The organism is Xanthomonas fragariae (assembly GCF_017603965.1).
In the GTDB taxonomy this organism is placed as follows: domain Bacteria; phylum Pseudomonadota; class Gammaproteobacteria; order Xanthomonadales; family Xanthomonadaceae; genus Xanthomonas; species Xanthomonas fragariae_A.
On sequence record NZ_CP071955.1, the window covers coordinates 2,544,451 to 2,563,099 of the forward strand.

An 18,649-nucleotide genomic window follows, 5' to 3' on the forward strand; every position below is an offset into this window, starting at 1 on the left:
CTGCCTTGTCTTCTCCGTTGCCCGCCCCCGTCACCCCCGACCTCGTGCGCCTGCGTGCGCATGCCCGCGACAAGGACGACGCCATTGCGCAGGCCGCCCAGCTGCTGATAGCGGCCGGCTGCGTCGCGCCGGGCTACGAGGCCAGCATGCGGCGCCGCGAAGGTCTGGCGAACACCTTTCTCGGCCACGGACTAGCAATTCCGCATGGGGTCGGGGAAGACCGCCATCTGGTGCGCCGCGACGGCATCGCGGTGCTGCAGTTGCCCGAGGGCGTGGAATGGAATCCCGGTCAGACCACTCGCTTAGTGGTCGGCATCGCCGCGCAGTCGGACACCCACATCACCCTACTGCGCCGCCTGACCCGGTTGATCCAGGACCCGGCCGAGCTGGAAGCGCTGTTCACCACCGACGACCCTGGCATGATTGTGGCGGCGTTGACCGGCGACCGCGGGCCCGATACCAGCGCCGCGCCAGCCACCGATCTGGCCGAGTCCTTCGAGTGGACCATCGCCTATCCAAGCGGCCTGCACGCGCGCCCGGCCACCCGTTGGGCCGAGACTGCACGCGGTTTCCCGGCACGCGCCCAGGTGCGCGCCGGCGATCAGGCCGCCGATGCCAAGAGCCTGGTCGGCCTGTTGCAGCTCGGCCTGCGTGCCGGCGACAAAATTACCGTCTCGGCCGAAGGCAGCGATGCCGCCGCGCTGCTCAAGCGCCTGCGCGCGGTGATGGACAGCCTGACCGCTCAGGAAAAGGCCGATGCCGAGCGCGCCGCGCAACGCCGCGCCGCCCCAGTGGTCGGTTGGACGCCGCCGCAGGCGCAGCCGGCCATCGTCGGCATTGGCGCCAGCCCGGGCGTGGCGATCGGCATCGTACACCGCCTGCGCGCGGCGCATACCGAAGTGGCCGACCAGCCGGTCGGCCTGGGCGATGGCGGTGCGCTGCTGCACGACGCGCTGGCGCGCACCCGCCAGCAGTTGGCGGCAATCCAGGACGACACCCAGCGCCGGCTCGGCGCCTCGGACGCAGCCATCTTTAAGGCCCAGGCCGAGCTACTCAACGACACCGACCTGATCACCCGCACCTGCCAGCTGATGGTCGAAGGCCACGGCGTGGCGTGGTCGTGGCATCAGGCGGTCGAGCAAATCGCCTCGGGCTTGGCCGCACTCGGCAACCCGGTGCTGGCCGGTCGCTCTGCGGATCTGCGCGACGTCGGCCGCCGCGTGCTGGCCCAGCTCGATCCGGCCGCAGCCGGCGCGGGCCTGACCGACCTACCCACCCAGCCCTGCATCTTGCTGGCCGGCGATCTGTCGCCGTCGGACACCGCCAATCTGGACACTACGCGCGTGCTCGGCCTGGCCACGGCACAGGGCGGGCCGACTTCGCACACTGCGATCCTGTCGCGCACGCTTGGCCTGCCGGCGCTGGTCGCTGCCGGCGGCCAGTTGCTGGATATCGAAGACGGCATCACTGCCATCATCGACGGCAGCAGCGGGCGCTTGTACATCAACCCGTCCGACGTGGATCTGGACGCCGCCCGCAGGCATATCGCCGAGCAGCAGGCGGTTCGCGAGCGCGAGGCCGCGCAACGTGCATTGCCGGCCGAAACCACCGATGGCCACCACATCGACATCGGTGCCAACGTCAATCTGCCCGACCAGGTCGCGATGGCGTTGGCCCAGGGTGCCGAAGGCGTCGGCCTGATGCGTACCGAGTTCCTGTTCTTGGAAAGCGGGAGCACGCCCACCGAAGACGAGCAGTACAAAACCTACCTGGCGATGGCGCAGGCGCTGGATGGCCGGCCGCTGATCGTGCGTGCGCTGGACATCGGCGGCGACAAGCAGGTGGCCCATCTGGAACTGCCGCACGAAGAAAACCCGTTCCTGGGCGTGCGTGGCGCGCGCCTGCTGCTGCGTCGCCCGGACCTGCTCGAACCGCAGCTGCGTGCGCTTTACCGCGCCGCCAAAGACGGCGCGCGGCTGTCGATCATGTTCCCAATGATCACCTCGGTGCCGGAGCTGATCAGCTTGCGCGAAATCTGCGCACGCATCCGCGCCGAGCTGGATGCACCGGAATTGCCGATCGGCATCATGATCGAAGTGCCCGCCGCCGCCGCGCAAGCAGACGTGCTGGCACGGCACGCAGACTTCTTCTCGATCGGCACCAACGACCTCACCCAATACGTGCTGGCGATCGACCGCCAGAACCCGGAGCTGGCCGGCGAAGCAGACAGCCTCCATCCGGCAGTGCTGCGCATGATCCGCAGTACCATTGAAGGAGCGCGCGCACACGACCGGTGGGTCGGCGTGTGCGGCGGCCTGGCCGGCGACCCGTTCGGCGCCAGCCTGCTGGCTGGCCTGGGCGTGCAGGAATTGTCGATGACGCCAAACGATATCCCGGCGGTGAAGGCACGCCTGCGCGGCACCACGCTGAGCCAGTTGCAGCGGTTGGCCGAACAGGCTTTGGCGTGCGAGACCGCCGAACAGGTGCGTGCGCTGGAAACACAACGCGAGGGCCAGGCATGAGCCTGCAGGCCATCACGGTCACGCTGAATCCGGCGATCGACCAGACCATTCAGCTCGACAGCCTGCAGCCCGGCGCGGTGCATCGCGCCAGCAGCGTGCGCAACGACGCAGGCGGAAAGGGCATCAACGTCGCCGCCTGCCTGGCCGATTGGGGCAGCCAGGTCGCCGCACTTGGTGTGCTCGGCGCCTGCAACGCCGGCGTGTTCGAGGCACTGTTTCGCGAGCGCGGCATCATCGACCACTGCCAACGCGTGGCCGGCGAAACCCGCATCAATCTCAAGCTGGTCGAAGCGCGCAGCAACGACACCACCGACATCAACCTGCCCGGCTTGCGCCTGGGCCAGCCTAATCTGCAAGGCGTGGCCGAGCATCTGGCCCCGCTGCTGCGTCCCGGCCTGCCGGTGGTGCTGTCGGGCAGTCTGCCGGCCGGCCTGCCGGACGACAGCTGGGCACACTTACAGGCCCAGGCCAGCGCCGCTGGCGCGCGCGTGCTGCTGGACACCAGCGGCGCGCCACTGGTGTCTGCGCTCAGCGCCCCGCGTGAGGCATTGCCCTACGCGGTCAAGCCGAACCGGCACGAACTGGAAGCCTGGACCGGCCTCCCTTTGACCAGCAGCGCCGCGCTCAGCACTGCCGCGCACGAACTGATCGCACGCGGCATCCAGCTGGTCGTCATTTCGATGGGCACCGAAGGCGCTTTGTTCGTGCAGCGCAACCAGCGTTTGATCGCGCGGCCGCCACGATTGGCCCACGGCAGCAGTGTGGGCGCTGGCGATGCGATGGTAGCCGGCCTGGCCGCCGCGCTGCTTGGAGAACCCACCAATCTGGAAAGTTGCGCGCGCCTGGCGACCGCGTTCTCGGTCAGCCGGCTGGAAAGCGGCGATGCGCGACGCCTGAATCCGCAGCAGGTTCGCACGCTCGCCACAGAAATCGAGATCGACCACCTCTAGTTGGGAATTCTCAAGCGCGACTGCTCGACCAACACCGCATTGTGCTGAAGAGAGTTGCTGCAGAACCCATGTATATCGCCGGCTTGACCCGGCGTCCGAACAAGGCAGGAGATTCGCATGTCCTCTTCCATCGCGGTCATCGCCGCTGGCGAACGCAGCACCGAAGCCGTCCTGGCGGCCGAAGCGCTGCGCCGCGCGGCCACCGCCGCCGGGCGCAGCGTGACAATCGAAATCCGCAGCGACCAGGGCGTGCTCGGCGCATTGCCTGACGAGCTAGCCGGCACCGCCACCCAGGTGCTGGTGGTCGGCGACGCCGATGCCGACACCGCCCGCTTCGGCGGTGCAAAACTCGTGCGACTGAGCCTGGGCGCAGTGCTGGACGATCCGGCCGCTGCGCTGGACCAGCTCGCCGCACCTGCCACCGCAAACACCTCGGCTACCGCAGGCACGGCTGGCTCGGGCAGCAAGCGCATCGTCGCGATCACTTCATGCCCCACCGGAATCGCGCACACCTTCATGGCCGCCGAAGGCCTACAGCAGGCGGCCAAGAAACTCGACTACCAGATCCGCGTGGAAACCCAGGGCTCGGTCGGTGCGCAGGACGCATTGACCGACGCCGAAATCCGCGACGCCGACCTGGTACTGATCGCGGCCGATCGCGAAGTCGACCTGGCTCGTTTCGGGGGCAAGCGGTTGTTCAAAAGCGGTACCAAGCCGGCAATCAACGATGGCCCGGCATTGATCCAGAAGGCGCTGGCCGAAGCCGGCGTGCATGTCGGCGCCGCGCCGCTCGTAGGGGCTGCCAAATCCGAAAGCAAAGACAATGCGCGCACCGGCGCTTACAAACACCTGATGACCGGGGTGTCGTTCATGCTGCCGTTCGTCACTGCCGGCGGCTTGTTGATTGCACTGGCGTTCGCGCTCGGCGGCATCTATGCCGGCGACGACGCACATCAGGGCACGCTGGCCTGGTCGCTGTTCCAGATCGGCGCCAAGGCCGGCTTCACCCTGATGGTGCCGGCGCTGGCCGGTTACATCGCCTACTCCATCGCCGACCGCCCCGGCATCGCGCCCGGCATGATCGGCGGTCTGGTCGGGGCCAATCTCAATGCCGGTTTTCTGGGCGGTATCATTGCCGGCTTCATCGCCGGCTACGGTGTGGCTACGCTCAACCGCTACCTCCGCCTGCCACGCAACCTGGAAGGGCTCAAGCCGGTGCTGATCCTGCCGGTGCTGGGCACCCTGCTGGTCGGCCTGGCGATGATGTACGTGTTCGGCCAACCGGTGGCAGACTTGCTGGCCTGGCTCACCGCCTGGCTGCGCGGCATGCAGGGCAGCAGCGCTTTACTGCTCGGCCTGTTGCTCGGCGGCATGATGGCCTTCGACATGGGCGGGCCGGTCAACAAGGCCGCCTATGCGTTCTCTACCGGCCTGATCGCCAGCCAGGTCTACACCCCGATGGCTGCCGCCATGGTGGCCGGCATGACCCCGCCGCTGGGCATCGCACTCGCAACCTGGGTGTTCCGCAACCGCTTCACCGTCGAAGAACGCGGCTCTGCTACCGCTGCCGCTGTGCTCGGCCTGGCCTTCGTCACCGAAGGCGCGATCCCGTATGCTGCGCGCGACCCGTTACGCACCATCCCCGCGTTGGTGATCGGCTCAGCCGTGGCCGGCGCGATCTCGATGACTGCCGGTGCCGAATTGAAGGCACCGCACGGCGGCATCTTCGTACTGCTGATTCCCAATGCCGTGACCCACTTACTCAATTACGTACTGGCACTGGTGGTCGGCGTGGTGGTCACTGCGGTGGCACTACGCCTGCTCAAGAAGCCGGTTGCCGGGGTCGTCGCCTGAGGCTGCGGCCAAGTGACTGCCGAATCCTGCCCCTACATCCGACTCGTCTGATTGCTGGCTCGCCTCGCCACTGATTGGTTTCACCGCTGCGCTGCGCACCTGCGTGCACGGCCAGCTGCCCGCCTACCTTCTTGCTGTGGCGTTTGCCACCTCGGCCACGCCCTCTTCGTCCGGAGTCCTGCCATGAACGCCCTCGCCCCCCGCCGTGCCCGCCCCCACCTGCTGTACCTGTCGCTGACACTGGCGCTGACCCCGCTCGCCTACGCGCAGGACGCCGCCGACGCCTTCAAGCTCAAACTGGGCTACACCGGCGAAGCGGCCTCGATGATCGATGGCGGCCGCAAAAGCGGCGATGCCTACGCCGGCCAGTTGATGGTCGGTACCGACGTCGACATGGACCGCCTGTTCGGCTGGGGCGGCGCCACGGTCAAGCTGTACGTCTCCAGCCGCCACGGCACCAACCTGTCCAACAGCAGCATCGGCAACAGCACCTCGGTGCAGGAAATTTACGGGGGCCAGGGCACGCGCCTGGCCAACTTCACATTGCTGCAAAAGCTCTTCAACGACCGCCTGGAACTGGAAGCCGGCCGCAGCGTGGCCAATACCCATTTCCTCGGCTCGGACCTTTGCCAGTACTTCCAGAGCAACTCGACCTGCGGCAACCCCACCTTCGTGTTCCGCACCAGCAACTTCACCTATTGGCCTGTCTCAAGCTGGGCCGCACACGCCACCGCCTGGGTTACGCCCAAGGTCTATCTGCACGTGGGTGCCTATGAGGTGAACCCGGTGCAGGCCCAGGACGGCCAGCACGGACTGAAGTGGAGCACCGACGACACCACCGGCGTGGTCTTGCCATACGCGATCGGCTACAAAAACAAGGGCGGCGACGGCGGCTTGGCGGCGATGTACGAACTCGGCGGCTGGCAGGACAACTCCGACTACACCGACCCGCTGCGCGATCGCAACGGCAACCCGGCCCTGCTCAGCGGCCTAGGTTATGAAAACGAGCAGGGTCGCTCCGGTCTGTTTGCCCGCTTCGAACAACAGGTCACCAACCCCGACCCGGCCGGCACCGGCGGCCTGACCGTGTTCGGCGCGGTGCTCAAGGGCACCTCTGGCCAGGTGATCGAAGACCACTTCATCCAGCTCGGTCTGGTGCAGAAAGGCACCTTTACCAGCCGCCCGCAGGACAACATCGCCTTCGTGATTACACAGCAGAAGTACAGCGACGAGGCAATCGAAAACCTGCGCCTGGCCCGGGCTTCGGCGGGTGGCACCGGCACGCCGCACGATAACCAGATCATGATGGAGCTGAGCTACGGAATTCAGGTCACCCAGCGCTTGCGCATCGCGCCGAACCTGCATTACGTGATCAATCCGGATCAGTTCAACGAGCCGACCCGCACCAACGATCTGAAGAATGCGTTGATCGCAGGCATGCGGGTGGATTGGAATTTGTAAGTTGGGGGAGAGGCTACGCGCGTCGCGTTGGGCTACGCGCGTGACTCCCTGTGGAGCGTCATCTGAAATCGTGTGGAGCGCGTTGCTTTGCGTTGAATCGGGTGGTTGAGGCTGCCGGATGTGTTCGATATTTCGTCTAGCCTTGCCTCTCCTTGTCTTGGCTTGCCTGGTAGGAGCGTGCCTGCGCGCGATGAGGCGTTATCGGCAAAGCATGGTCGCGCGCAAGCGTGCTTCTAAAACACGGAGAAATCACCCGCATCGGGTACTCAACGCTAGCGTGCCGTTGCCCTGGCTTTAGGGCGCCTCTAAAAACCTCGACTCCATAAATTGTACGCCATGCGAATCAATGCCTTGCGAGCACCTTTGTCGAGTTTTTTGGGTTTATTAGAGGTGCCCTTTAGTTGTTGTTTTGGTTGTTGCTCCGGCGCTCCGGCTCTGCTTTACCGGGGCCCCATACCGCAGCGGCAAGGCCGGCAGATACAATCCGCAGGGCGGCGCGCATGGATGCACGACGTTTTTGTATGGGACATGGATGTCCCTTACAAAAATTTCTGCCGGACTTGCGCACCTGGAGCGCGCAGCGCGGAAGGCGGGAGGACGGGGTGTGCTTTCTTTTGGTTACTTTTCTTTGCACAAGCAAAGAAAAGTGACTCGCGCCCGCAGGGCGTGAAAGCCTTTGATTCCACTGTGTCGCATTGATGAGCAAAAGCAAGAGCGGTAAGCCAATGCAAGTGCAGAGCTTTCGCTTCCCTTCGGGGAACGAGTTACTTTCTTTGCTTGTGCAAAGAAAAGTAACCAAAGAAACACACCCCCGTCCTCCCGCCCCTACGCGCTACGGGTAAGCAAGCCGGGTAGAAATTTTATGTCCCCTACAAAAACGTCGCGCATCCATGCGCGCCGCCCTGCGGATTGTATCTACCCGGCTTGCCGCTGCGGTATGGGGGATGAGAAGCCAACCGCAAAAGCAGATCAAAAACACAGCGACAGCGACAGCGACAGCGACAGCGACAGCGACAGCGACAGCGACAGCGACAGCGACAGCGACAGCGACAGCGACAGCGACAGCGACAGCGACAGCGACAGCGACAGCGACAGCGACAGCGACAGCGACAGCGACAGCGACAGCGAGGCTAGTGTTCAAAATCCTGAGTAGCGGCGTCACAGTGCACGACCGTGCACCCTCAACGTCCAACGCCAGAAACGAAAAAACCGCGCAATGCGCGGTTTTTTCGTCACACCATTTGCCAATCAATCAAGGACGACGCGCCAGCGCCTCCACGTCCTTGGCCCTGGGCAGCAGATCCTGCTTGGTCACTGCGAACGGTCCAATGCTGAGCATCGGCACTGCCACGATCACCGACGAGATCACCACGATCACTGCGCCGACCATGTGGGTCTCGGCCAGGCCTTCCATCGACTCGCCGCCGTAGATATATAGCGCCATGGCAGACAGGAAGAACATCACCGCGGTGATCACCGTGCGCGAGAGCGTCTGGTTGATCGAGCGGTTCAGCACTTGCAGCGGCTCCACGCGCAGCGCACGGAAGTTTTCGCGCACACGGTCGAACACCACGATGATGTCGTTGATCGCAAAGCCCATCACCGACAACAGGCCGGCCAGCACGGTCAGGTCGAACTCGCGGCCGGTCAGCGACACGTACGCCAACGTGACCAACAGATCAAACAACGCGGTCAGACTGGCGACCACCGCGAACTTCCACTCGAAGCGGAAGCCGATGTAGATCAAAAAGCCCACCAGCATGAAGACCGTGGCGTACACGCCGTTCAAGGCCAAGTCCTTGCCGACCTGCGGGCCGACGAATTCACCCGGCTGCACGGTGGCAGGGTTTTGCTCGGTGCTGACGGCTTTGCGTACTTCTTCGGCGACGCTACGCGCGGCATCGTCGTTATTGTTGTGCTGGGCGCGCGGCTGCAGGCGAATCATCACCTCGTTGCCGCCGCGGGCGTTCTGCACCTGGGCGTTCTCGAAGCCGGCCTTGGTCAGTTGCTGGCGCACCTGGTCCACGTCCACCGTCTTCTGGAATGAGGTCTGCACCAGCGTACCGCCGGTGAATTCCAGTGCGTAGTTGAAACCCTTGCCGACGATGATGCCGATCGAAGCGACGGCGATCAGCAGCATCAGGATCAACACCGGCTTGCGCAGGCGCATGAAGTCGATCTTGGTGTCGTTAGGGATTAGATGAAGCGGAAAAATTTTCATGGAAGGATCTTCCTAAAAAGTCCGCACATTGATGTGCGGGCTCTTGCGAGGGACTCGCATTAAATGGCGACCGACTTGAGTTTTTTACGGCTACCGTAGATCAGCACCGCCAGCGCGCGCGACACGGTGATCGCGGTAAACATCGAGGCGAAAATACCGATGATCATGGTCAGAGCGAAGCCCTTCAGCGGGCCGGTACCGAACGCATAAAGCGCCACGCCGACGATCAACCCGGTGAGGTTGGCGTCGAGGATGGTGCCGCCGGCCTTCTCGTAACCGGCAACGATGGCCGACTTGGGCGGCACGCCCAGACGCATTTCCTCGCGGATACGCTCGTTGATCAACACATTGGCATCCACTGACAGGCCGACCGACAGCGCCAGACCGGCGAAGCCGGGCAGCGTCATAGTGGCGCCGAAGAGCGACATCACCGCGATCACGATCAGCAGGTTGAACAACAGCGCCACCGAGGTGATCGCGCCGAACATGCGGTAATACACAGTGAAAAACACCAGGGTGAACACGAACGAGAAGACCACTGCGGTGACGCCGCGCTCAACGTTCTCTGCACCCAGGCTCGGGCCGATCACGTATTCCTCGACGAAGTCCATCGGTGCGGCCAACGAGCCGGCGCGCAGCAGCTTGGCCAGATTTTCGGCTTCGGCTTTTTCCAGGCCGGTGGTCTGGAAGTTCTTGCCGAACACGCCCGCGATGCGGGTCGGCGACAAGGCTTCTTCCTTGACCCGCACGCTACGCACCTCCTTGCCGTCGACCATGGTCACGGTGGGGATGCGCTCGATGTAGACCACCGACATCAGCTTGCCGACATTGGCGCTGGTGTAATCGAGCATGCGCTGGCCGGCGACGTTGTTCAGCGTCACCGCCACGGCAGGCATGCCGTTCTGATCGTTGCTGACGGTGGCATTGACCATCTGGTCGCCGGATACCAGCACACGCTTGTTGAGCAACACCGGCGCGCCGGTATCACGCACGCGATAGACCTTGGCTTCCGGCGGGATGCTGCCGGTACGCACGGCGTCTTCGGCATTGCCTTCGACCACGCCGCGGAATTCCAGTGTGGCGGTCGCGCCGATCAGGCGCTTGGCCTCGGCGGTGTCCTGCACGCCCGGCAGTTCGACCACGATGCGGTCTTCGCCCTGGCGCTGGATGATCGGCTCGGCCACACCCAGCTCGTTGACGCGGTTGCGCAGCGTGGCGAGGTTCTGCTCGATCGCACCGGCGGCGATTTGCTTGCGCTCGGCCTCCGGCACCTCGACGGTGATGTTCTGGCCGCTGACGTTATACGCCAGGGTCGGCTGCGACTTGACTAACGCGGTGCGCGCGGCATCGGCGCTGGCGCCCTCGCCCAGGCTGACGTGGATGCTGTTGTCACCGCGGCGCTCGACCGCGCGATAGGCGATTCGGCTGTCGCGTAGCGTGGTGCGGATGTCTTCGGCAAAGCCGTCCAGACGCTTTTCCAGCGCGGCTTTCTGATCCACCTGCATGGCGAAGTGCACGCCACCGACCAAGTCCAAACCCAGCACCATCGGCCGGCCGCCCAGCTTGGCCAGCCAGTCCGGCACGGTGGACGCCAGGTTCAGCGCCACCGTGTAGTTCTCGCCCAATTGCTGGCGCAGCACGTCGTTGGCGCGGGTCTGTGCCTGCAGGCTCGGCAGACGCACCATCAGGCTCTCGCCTTCCTTGGTGACGGCTTTCGGTGTAATGCCGGCGCCCTTGAGTTCGGCGTCGATGCGGCTGCGCAAGGCGTCGTCGAGATGAGCACCGCGGTTGGCGGTGATTTGCACGGACGGGTTCTTCTGATAGAGATTGGGCAGTGCATACAGCGCACTGACCGCCAGCACCAGTAGGATCAGGAAGTATTTCCAGCGAGGAAATTCAAGCATTGCGACGGTCCCGCGCGACACCATCCCGGTGACACGCCTAGCAGTGAGAACAACTTCAAGCAACCGATACAACGTCGCGAGCGGTCGCCAGGGGGATACGAGCGGTGCAAGGAACCGGAATGGGTACCGAATCGGAGCACCGACTGCGCCCGCCTGACGGTGTGCGCAGTCGTTTTGAAGCCGCTCTCAGTTGGCGGACTTCAACGTGCCCTTGGGCAGCACATGGCCCACGGCGCTCTTCTGCACGCGGATCCGAACGTTGTCGGCCACCTCCACGGTGATGAAGTTGTCGCCGATATCGGTGATCACGCCAGCGACGCCGCTGGAGGTGATGACTTCATCACCGCGCGCCAGCTTGTCCAGCAGCGACTTGTGCTCTTTCTGGCGCTTCATCTGCGGGCGGATCATCAAAAAGTACATGACTGCGATCAGGATGATCGGCAGTGCGAAGGTGGACAGGCTTCCCATCGGGCTGGGCACCGGCGCGCCGCCAGTGGCCTGCGCCTGGGCGACGGGGATCAGGAAATCGAGCAGAGTCATTCAATGCATCCTAAGTTTGGTGCCAGCGCGCCAACAGGGCCGCTCGCTATTCAGGTACCGCCGTAGCGGAACAGCCGGGCATTATGCCATGCAGGTACCACGCCGTACGCGCCAGGCCGTTCTCAGCTGGATTCCCCCGACAACGGCGGCGTAGTGGCGCCACGGGCCGAATAGAAAGACCGCCGGAACTCCACGAAGGTTCCCGAGGCGATCGCCGTGCGCATATCGGACATCAATTTTTCGTAGTACCAGAGGTTGTGCAGGGTGCCCAACATCGGCGCCAGCATCTCGCCGCAGCGGTCCAAATGGCGCAGGTAGGAGCGCGTGTAGCCGCTGCCGCAGGCATGGCAGCCGCAACCCGGCTCGATGGTGTCCAGATCGCGCTCGTACTTGGCATTGCGGATGCGCACCGTGCCGAACGAGGTGAAATAGTGGCCGTTGCGTGCGTTGCGGGTGGGCATCACGCAGTCGAACATGTCCACGCCACGCGCCACGCCCTCGACCAGATCTTCGGGGCGACCCACACCCATCAGGTAGCGCGGGCGCTCGGCCGGCAGACGCGGATGCAGGTGTTCGAGCATGGCGTTGCGCTCGTGCTCCGGCTCGCCGACCGCCAGCCCGCCGATCGCATACCCGTCGAAGCCGATGCCTTGCAGCCCGTCCAGCGAGCGGCTGCGCAGATCCGGATGCACCCCGCCCTGCACGATGCCGAACAGCGCCGCGTCGTTGCCAAGCCCGTCGTGCGCGTCGCGCGAGCGCTGCGCCCAGCGCAGGCTCAGCTCCATCGAGCACCGCGCGACGTCTTCGGTGGCCGGGTACGGCGTGCACTCGTCGAAGATCATCACGATGTCCGAATCGAGCACCTTCTGGATCTGCATGCTTTCTTCGGGACCTAAGAACACCCGCGCGCCATCGGTGGGCGAGGAGAACGTCACGCCCTGGTCGGTGATCTTGCGGCGATGCGCCAGCGAAAACACTTGGAAACCGCCGGAATCGGTAAGGATCGGCCCGTCCCAGCGCGCAAACCCGTGCAGCCCGCCGTGATCGCCGATCACATCCAGCCCCGGCCGCAGATACAAATGAAAGGTATTGCCCAGAATGATCTCCGCACCCAGCGCGCGGATCTGCTCGGGCAGGATGCCCTTGACCGAGCCGTAGGTGCCCACCGGCATGAACGCCGGCGTTTCCACCGTCCCGCGCGGAAACGTCAGGCGGCCACGCCGGGCATTGCCGTCGGTGGTTTGGAGCTGGAACTGGAGTCGGGACATTGGAAAGCCGGGAATGGGGAATCGGAATTTGGGAATCGCACAAGCGCTTTGCAAATGGCGGAACGTGCGGCGAGTGCCGCTTTACGATTCACCATTCCCCACTCCCAATTCCCTGCTCCACAACAACATCGCATCGCCATACGAAAAGAAGCGATAGCGCTGCGCAATAGCGTGCTGATAGGCCTCGAAGATACGCTCGCGGCCGGCGAAGGCCGACACCATCATCAGCAGCGTGCTTTCGGGCAGATGGAAGTTGGTGACCATCGCATCGACGCTGCGGATGCGGTAGCCGGGCAGGATGAAGATCTGGGTTTCGCCGGCGAACGGCAGCAATTCACCCTCGGGGGCGCTGTCGGTGATGCGCCAGGCGCTTTCCAGCGAGCGCACCACCGTGGTTCCCACCGCGATGACGCGGCCGCCACGCGCTCGAGTACGGCGGACCTGCTCCACCAGCCCGGCGCCGACATTGAGCCATTCGGTGTGCATCACATGCTGATCGAGCTTGTCCACGCGCACCGGCTGGAAGGTACCGGCGCCCACATGCAAGGTGATGTGGCCGAACTCCACCCCGCGCTCGCGCAGCTGCGCCAGCAGCGCTTCATCGAAATGCAGGCCGGCGGTGGGCGCGGCGACCGCGCCGACTTCGCGCGCGAACACGGTCTGATAGCGCTCGCGGTCTTCCACCCCTGGCTCGCGGCGAATGTACGGCGGCAACGGCAGGCGCCCGGCTTCCAGCAGCCAGTGCTCCAGCGGTGTGGGGATATCGAAGCGAAGCAGATAGAACTCGCCATCGCGGCCCAGCACCTCGGCCTGCCCGCCGGCATCGAGCGCGATCAGGCTCCCGGCCTTCGGCGATTTGCTGGCACCGATCTGCACCCGCGCCTGGCGCTCGCCAAGCAGGCGCTCGATCAGGATCTCGACCCGCCCGCCGCTGGCCTTCTGGCCGAACAGGCGCGCCGGGATCACCCGGGTGTCGTTGAAGATCAGCAGATCGCCCGGCTGCAGCAGCTCAGGCAGATCGCGCACCTGGCGGTCGACCAGCGCCAGCGGCGACGGCGGCACCACCAGCAAGCGGCTGGCAGCGCGCTCAGCCAGCGGCGACTGGGCGATCAGTTCGTCGGGCAGGTCGTAATGGAAATCGGACTTCTTCAAGGCCGCAGGATCGTTGGCTGAGTAGCCGCACATTGTAACTGCGGCCAGGAATCGGGAATCGGGAATGGGGTGATCCGCTCGCGTTTGAGCAGGCCGAAGAAGCTCTCCACGGGTGCGTTGTCGTGGCAGCGACGTCCCCCCGCCCTGAGTAGCGGCCGGGTTTAGAGTCCAGTGCTAATGATATCGGTGTTTGCCAGATGTTGGGCATAAGCAGCCGGTGTCATGCCGCCGATTGCTTTCTTGGGTCGATCCTGGTTGTATTCGCGCCGCCAGCGTTCGATCTCGGTGCGCGCATGCAGCAACGTCGGGAACCAGTGCTCGTTGAGGCATTCGTCGCGTAGTCGGCTATTGAAGGATTCGACGTAGGCGTTCTGGTTTGGCTTGCCGGGTTGGATCAGCCGCAACTGCACGCCACGGGCATGCGCCCAGGCGACCATTGCCTTACCGCAAAACTCCTTGCCGTTGTGCCCCGAGGGCAGGCTTCGCGCTCAGTGCGGATCACCTGCGGCAAACCGCGACTGTGGGCCAGTCGGTCCAGCACGCGCGTCACCCCGTGGCCCGAGATTGCGCGCTCCACGTCGATGGCGACCGCTTCGTGGGTTGCATCGTCCACGATCACCAGACACTTGAGTACCCGCCCTTCGGCAGTGCGGTCGAACACGACGTCCATCGACCACACCTGGTTGGCCTGCGATGGCCGCAACAATGGTTGGCGCTCGCCCACTGGAACCTTTTTCCGCTGGCGGCGGCGGACTTGTAACTGCTGCTCGCGGTACAACCGCTCCACCCGCTTGTAGTTCACGATGCGTCTGAACCGCCCCGGGAAGTTGGGAGGCCGTTTGGTTTGAGTCACGCCGCTTTGACGTAACCGGCCTGTTGTCGATAGTCAGCCTCTTCGGCTTCTGCTGGCGGAATGTTCCCGATCGACCCCAGCAATCGCTTGTGGTTGTACCAGTCCACCCAATCCAGGGTGGCCAGTTCGACGTCCTGGCGATTGCGCCATGAGCGCCGGTGGATCACCTCAGCCTTGTACAACCCGTTGATCGTCTCGGCCAGCGCGTTGTCGTAGCTATCGCCCACGCTGCCCACCGACGGCTCGATCCCGGCGTCGGCCAGCCGCTCGGTGTAGCGGATCGACACATACTGCACGCCGCGGTCGCAGTGGTGGATCAGGCCGCCTTCGGTGGGCCGCCGCGCATGCAACGCTTGCTCCAGTGCGTCCAGCACGAAGTCCGTGTGCGCCGTCTGCGACACCTTCCAGCCCACGATCCGCCGTGCGTACACGTCGATCACGAAAGCCACGTACACGAACCCGGCCCAGGTCGAGACGTAGGTGAAGTCGCTGACCCACAGTCGGTTTGGCGACGGCGCATGGAACTGCCGGTTCACCTTGTCCAGCGGGCACGGCCGCTTGTCGCTGATCGTGGTCTTGACCACCTTTCCGCGCACCACCCCGTGCAGGCCCAGCTCGCCCATCAGCCGCTCCACCGTGCAGCGGGCCACTTGATAGCCCTCGCGCTTGAGCTGCCGCCAGACCTTGCGCACGCCGTACACCTGTCGGTTCTGCTCCCATACCCGCCGGATCTGCGGGCGCAGCGCCTGGTCCTTCCACCAGCGGTTCGGGCGCAAGTTCGCGTCCGCTTCCCGCCCCGCGTGGCGGTAATACGTCGACGGGGCAACCTGCAGCACCTGGCAGATCGGCTCGACCCCGTGGACATCGCGATGTTCGGTCACGAACGTGGTCAGGGCTTGAAGCGGCGGTCGAGCTCCGCCTGGGCGAAATATGCGCTGGCCTTGCGCAGGATCTCGTTGGCCTGCCGCAGCTGCCGGTTCTCCCGCAACAGATCCTTCAACTGCGCCCGCTCGTCCGTGCTCAATCCCGAACGCTCGCCAGCATCACGCTCGGCCTGCCGCACCCAATTGCACAGCGTCTGCGCCGAACAGCCGATCTTCCCGGCAATCGACTCGATCGCCGCCCACTGCGAGCCGTACTCCCCCTGATGCTCCCGCACCAGCCGAACCGCCCGCGCTCGCACTTCCGGTGAATATTTCGTCTTGCTCATGGCTCCATCTTCTCAAGAGTTGGAGCCTCCCGAAATCCCGGGGCGGTTCATACCCAATTTACGCGTTACTGGCGCTCTCTATGCTGATATTTTTAGGTGTTGAGAGTTGTTCAGACCTTCCCTAAGGAGGGCGCGCGTGATCCGCAGATGCACCAGACCAAGAAGGGCAACAACTATTTCTTCGGGATGAAGGCGCACATCGGGGTGGACGATGCCTCCGGTCTGGTGCACCACGTGGAATGCACGGCGGCCAACGTGGCCGACATCACGCAGGCGTACAAACTGCTGCACGGCAAGGAGGACACGGTGAGCGGCGACAGCGGCTACACCGGGCTGGAGAAGCGCGAAGAGATGAAGCACAAGCGCAAGCTGCGCTATCTGATCGCGGAGAAGCCCTCGAAACTGAAGCAAATCAAGAGCAAGCGGGAAGTGAAGTGGGTCAAATGCTGGGAGCACACCAAGGCCAGTCTGCGTGCGAAGGTGGAACACCCGTTTCGGGTGATCAAGCGTCAGTTTGGCTACGTCTAAGGTGCGCTATCGCGGCCTGGCGAAGAAGACTGCGCAGGTGCTGACGCTGTTTGCGCTGTCGAACTTGTGGCTGAAGCGAAAGCAGTTGATGCCTGTCATGGGGAGGGTGTGCCTGTAACTCGGGCAACACCCCGCAAACGCGCCGGAAACGGCAAAAAAGAGGGTCTGAACGCCGTCGGCGTGGCCAATGTAGCTTGCCTCATACTCCGGCCGCGTTGATCAGACCTTCCTTAGTTCTTGGTCGAACTGGGCGCAGCAATGATCGTGGCGTCCACGATCGTGCCGCCTCGCAGGCTCTGCCCCTTGCGCAACAGGTGCGCGGCGACCCGGTTGAACAGCTTGCGCGCCAGATCGTGCGTCTCCAGCAACCGGCGGAAGTTGAGGATCGTGGTTTCGTCCGGCACCTCTTCCAGGGTGCCGATCGGGGAGTTGTTCAGAGGTTCCAGCGTTGGCAGAAAGTCGCCCAAGCACGTACTTGCTGCGAGGTTGAGATCGGGCTGCCGATCGATACCGGCAGCGTGGGCGCGCGAGGCACAATCACAATCGCGCACAGCAACGACACCGACACCTCATCGCGCATCACGCGCGCCAGCGATCAAATTTTCGCCACTCATCTGCAATGCCTTGCAGCACAACGCGTCACCGCACTTACCCACAGGCTTTGCCGAGATCGATCCACACCGCTTGTGGACAACCGCGCGCGCACTGGTGGTTTTTTCGCCACCACCCTGTCGCGCCTTGCGCCAGTAGGTCATGAGAAATTTTATCCACAAGTTAGTGATGCGTGACTCCACAGCGATTGTGGAGAACTCGCTCTTGCCCGCGCGTGGCTCCATCGGCACGGTGCCGCGCCGTCCGGTTTGTTGGTGGAATCACATGGCGCACGCTACCCTTTTCGCCCCGTCCCGCCCTACCGACGCCGCCTGCGCGCGCTGTCCGATCCGACCATGAACTCACCTGCACATCGCGATTTCACCTTGGAACCCGCCGACACCGAGCGCTTGGCCAACTTGGCCGGCCCGTTCGACGCGCATCTGCGCCAGATCGAACTCAAGCTTGGGGTCGAGATCGCCAACCGCGGCAACATCTTCCGGGTCACTGGCCCGGAGCCGGCAATCGCCGCCACGCAGTCGTTGCTGACCGCACTGTACGACGAGGCCGCCTCCACCGTCTTCGACAATCAGGCGATTCATCTACGGCTGAACGATGCCAACCTCGATCACGTGGCAGAGCGCGCTTATCAGGCGCAGGACGTGGCGATCAGGGTCAAGCGCGGCACCGTGCGTGGCCGCGGCGCCAATCAAGCCAAATATCTGCACGCGATCGCCACCCATGACATCAACTTCGGGATTGGTCCGGCCGGCACCGGCAAGACGTTCCTGGCGGTGGCCTGCGCGGTTGAGGCACTGAACGAATCGCGCGTGCAACGGCTGATTCTGGTGCGCCCGGCGGTGGAAGCCGGCGAGAAGCTGGGCTTTCTGCCCGGCGATCTCAGCCAAAAGGTGGACCCGTATCTGCGCCCGCTGTACGACGCGTTGTATGAAATGCTGGGTGTGGAAAAAGTGGTCAAGCTGCTGGAGCGCAACGTCATCGAGATCGCGCCGCTGGCCTATATGCGCGGGCGCACGCTCAACGATGCGTATGTGATCCTGGACGAAGCGCAGAACACCACCATCGAGCAGATGAAGATGTTCCTGACCCGTCTAGGCTTCGGCTCCACTGCCGTGGTGACCGGCGACCTGACTCAGGTCGATCTGCCCAAGCACGTCAAATCCGGCCTGCGCGATGCGGTCGAAGTGCTACGCAATGTAGAAGGCGCCAGCTTCACCTTCTTCGAAGCACGCGATGTGGTGCGCCATCCGTTGGTACAGCGCATCGTCACTGCATACGACAGGCGCGATCAGCAGGAAAACGCTACCAAGGGCAACACTGAGTGAGCAGCGTCTTGCCAGCCTTGTACTGGCAAGCGCAGTGGCTACGGCAGGAACGCTCGCCGCCACGGATGCACGCGGTTGTGACAGCTCACCGATCTTGCACGCGCACCGCGCGAGCCGGTTGCTGGTCGGCTCATCGAAGGCGGCATTGCTGCGGTCTGGATGCATGACCAGCCCGACTTCGTTTCAAGCTTGAAGGGGCAGGACTACAATCGCCGCTGCAGACGTTGCCCGATCGGCCGTACGCACGAC

General features: G+C 64.2%; 12 protein-coding genes, 3 pseudogenes and 1 other annotated feature. Of the genes and pseudogenes, 7 read left to right on the plus strand and 8 right to left on the minus strand.

Annotated features, from left to right (window positions below):
* Positions 1-5: 5 nt before the first annotated feature.
* From ptsP to J5I97_RS11970, 5 genes are all read left to right on the plus strand, one after another.
* Positions 6-2,522 carry a phosphoenolpyruvate--protein phosphotransferase gene (ptsP, locus tag J5I97_RS11950; RefSeq protein ID WP_208586736.1) on the plus strand — a complete coding sequence of 839 codons (2,517 nt, stop codon included), beginning with the start codon at positions 6-8 and terminating at the stop codon, positions 2,520-2,522.
* Entirely contained in the window at positions 2,519-3,472 is a 954-nt protein-coding gene (gene pfkB, locus J5I97_RS11955) for a 1-phosphofructokinase (RefSeq protein WP_208586737.1), read from the plus strand. Before ptsP ends, pfkB begins: the two co-directional genes overlap by 4 nt.
* A gap of 117 nt (positions 3,473-3,589) precedes the next feature.
* Positions 3,590-5,326, plus strand: coding sequence for a PTS fructose transporter subunit IIC (locus J5I97_RS11960; protein WP_208586738.1), 1,737 nt, complete (start codon positions 3,590-3,592; stop codon positions 5,324-5,326).
* Between the two features lie 183 nt (positions 5,327-5,509).
* Positions 5,510-6,787, plus strand: coding sequence for a carbohydrate porin (locus tag J5I97_RS11965; protein WP_208586740.1), 1,278 nt, complete (start codon positions 5,510-5,512; stop codon positions 6,785-6,787).
* Between the two features lie 937 nt (positions 6,788-7,724).
* Complete coding sequence (locus J5I97_RS11970) at positions 7,725-7,940, plus strand: hypothetical protein (protein ID WP_208586742.1); 216 nt, start codon at positions 7,725-7,727, stop codon at positions 7,938-7,940.
* 99 nt (positions 7,941-8,039) lie between these two features.
* On the opposite strand, the gene secF is transcribed toward J5I97_RS11970, so the two are convergent.
* From secF to J5I97_RS12005, 7 genes and pseudogenes are all read right to left on the minus strand, one after another.
* Positions 8,040-9,008 carry a protein translocase subunit SecF gene (gene secF / locus J5I97_RS11975; RefSeq protein ID WP_208586743.1) on the minus strand — a complete coding sequence of 323 codons (969 nt, stop codon included), beginning with the start codon at positions 9,006-9,008 and terminating at the stop codon, positions 8,040-8,042.
* 59 nt (positions 9,009-9,067) lie between these two features.
* A complete protein-coding gene (gene secD, locus J5I97_RS11980) occupies positions 9,068-10,912 on the minus strand; it encodes a protein translocase subunit SecD (RefSeq protein ID WP_208586744.1) in 1,845 nt (614 codons plus the stop codon).
* 186 nt (positions 10,913-11,098) lie between these two features.
* Positions 11,099-11,452, minus strand: coding sequence for a preprotein translocase subunit YajC (gene yajC, locus J5I97_RS11985; protein WP_208586745.1), 354 nt, complete (start codon positions 11,450-11,452; stop codon positions 11,099-11,101).
* Positions 11,453-11,574: 122 nt separating this feature from the next.
* Positions 11,575-12,720, minus strand: a complete 1,146-nt coding sequence (tgt, locus tag J5I97_RS11990; RefSeq protein ID WP_208586746.1) for a tRNA guanosine(34) transglycosylase Tgt — start codon at positions 12,718-12,720, stop codon at positions 11,575-11,577.
* 81 nt (positions 12,721-12,801) lie between these two features.
* The gene (gene queA / locus J5I97_RS11995; RefSeq protein ID WP_208586747.1) at positions 12,802-13,872 is read right to left on the minus strand and encodes a tRNA preQ1(34) S-adenosylmethionine ribosyltransferase-isomerase QueA; all 1,071 of its coding nucleotides are present in this window, start codon (positions 13,870-13,872) and stop codon (positions 12,802-12,804) included.
* Between the two features lie 161 nt (positions 13,873-14,033).
* A pseudogene (locus J5I97_RS12000) lies at positions 14,034-14,680 on the minus strand (IS3 family transposase); the annotation flags it as partial.
* 41 nt (positions 14,681-14,721) lie between these two features.
* Positions 14,722-15,935, minus strand: a protein-coding gene (locus J5I97_RS12005; RefSeq protein WP_208586748.1) for an IS3 family transposase whose coding sequence is annotated in 2 segments (ribosomal slippage) — positions 14,722-15,650 and positions 15,650-15,935 — 1,215 coding nt in all. Because the reading frame shifts where the segments join, the coding sequence is not laid out codon by codon here.
* Positions 15,544-15,660: a sequence feature (AL1L pseudoknot), on the minus strand. Its footprint overlaps the gene before it by 117 nt.
* A 123-nt stretch (positions 15,936-16,058) precedes the next feature.
* Between J5I97_RS12005 and J5I97_RS12010 the strand changes: the two are divergent.
* A pseudogene (locus J5I97_RS12010) lies at positions 16,059-16,581 on the plus strand (IS5 family transposase); the annotation flags it as partial.
* Positions 16,582-16,696: 115 nt separating this feature from the next.
* On the opposite strand, the pseudogene J5I97_RS12015 reads toward J5I97_RS12010, so the two are convergent.
* Positions 16,697-16,885, minus strand: a pseudogene (locus tag J5I97_RS12015) (IS5/IS1182 family transposase); the annotation flags it as partial.
* 525 nt (positions 16,886-17,410) lie between these two features.
* Here J5I97_RS12015 and J5I97_RS12020 point away from each other — a divergent pair.
* Positions 17,411-18,400, plus strand: a complete 990-nt coding sequence (locus J5I97_RS12020; protein WP_208586749.1) for a PhoH family protein — start codon at positions 17,411-17,413, stop codon at positions 18,398-18,400.
* The last annotated feature ends 249 nt before the right edge of the window (positions 18,401-18,649 follow it).

What these genes read in the sequence shown, in the direction of transcription:
- pfkB (WP_208586737.1), top strand. Translation starts at nt 2,519, where the DNA reads ATGAGCCTGCAGGCCATCACGGTCACGCTGAATCCGGCGATCGACCAG.
- J5I97_RS11960 (WP_208586738.1), top strand. Translation starts at nt 3,590, where the DNA reads ATGTCCTCTTCCATCGCGGTCATCGCCGCTGGCGAACGCAGCACCGAA.
- J5I97_RS11965 (WP_208586740.1), top strand. Translation starts at nt 5,510, where the DNA reads ATGAACGCCCTCGCCCCCCGCCGTGCCCGCCCCCACCTGCTGTACCTG.
- J5I97_RS11970 (WP_208586742.1), top strand. Translation starts at nt 7,725, where the DNA reads ATGGGGGATGAGAAGCCAACCGCAAAAGCAGATCAAAAACACAGCGAC.
- secF (WP_208586743.1), bottom strand. Translation starts at nt 9,008, where the DNA reads ATGAAAATTTTTCCGCTTCATCTAATCCCTAACGACACCAAGATCGAC.
- secD (WP_208586744.1), bottom strand. Translation starts at nt 10,912, where the DNA reads ATGCTTGAATTTCCTCGCTGGAAATACTTCCTGATCCTACTGGTGCTG.
- yajC (WP_208586745.1), bottom strand. Translation starts at nt 11,452, where the DNA reads ATGACTCTGCTCGATTTCCTGATCCCCGTCGCCCAGGCGCAGGCCACT.
- tgt (WP_208586746.1), bottom strand. Translation starts at nt 12,720, where the DNA reads ATGTCCCGACTCCAGTTCCAGCTCCAAACCACCGACGGCAATGCCCGG.
- J5I97_RS12020 (WP_208586749.1), top strand. Translation starts at nt 17,411, where the DNA reads ATGAACTCACCTGCACATCGCGATTTCACCTTGGAACCCGCCGACACC.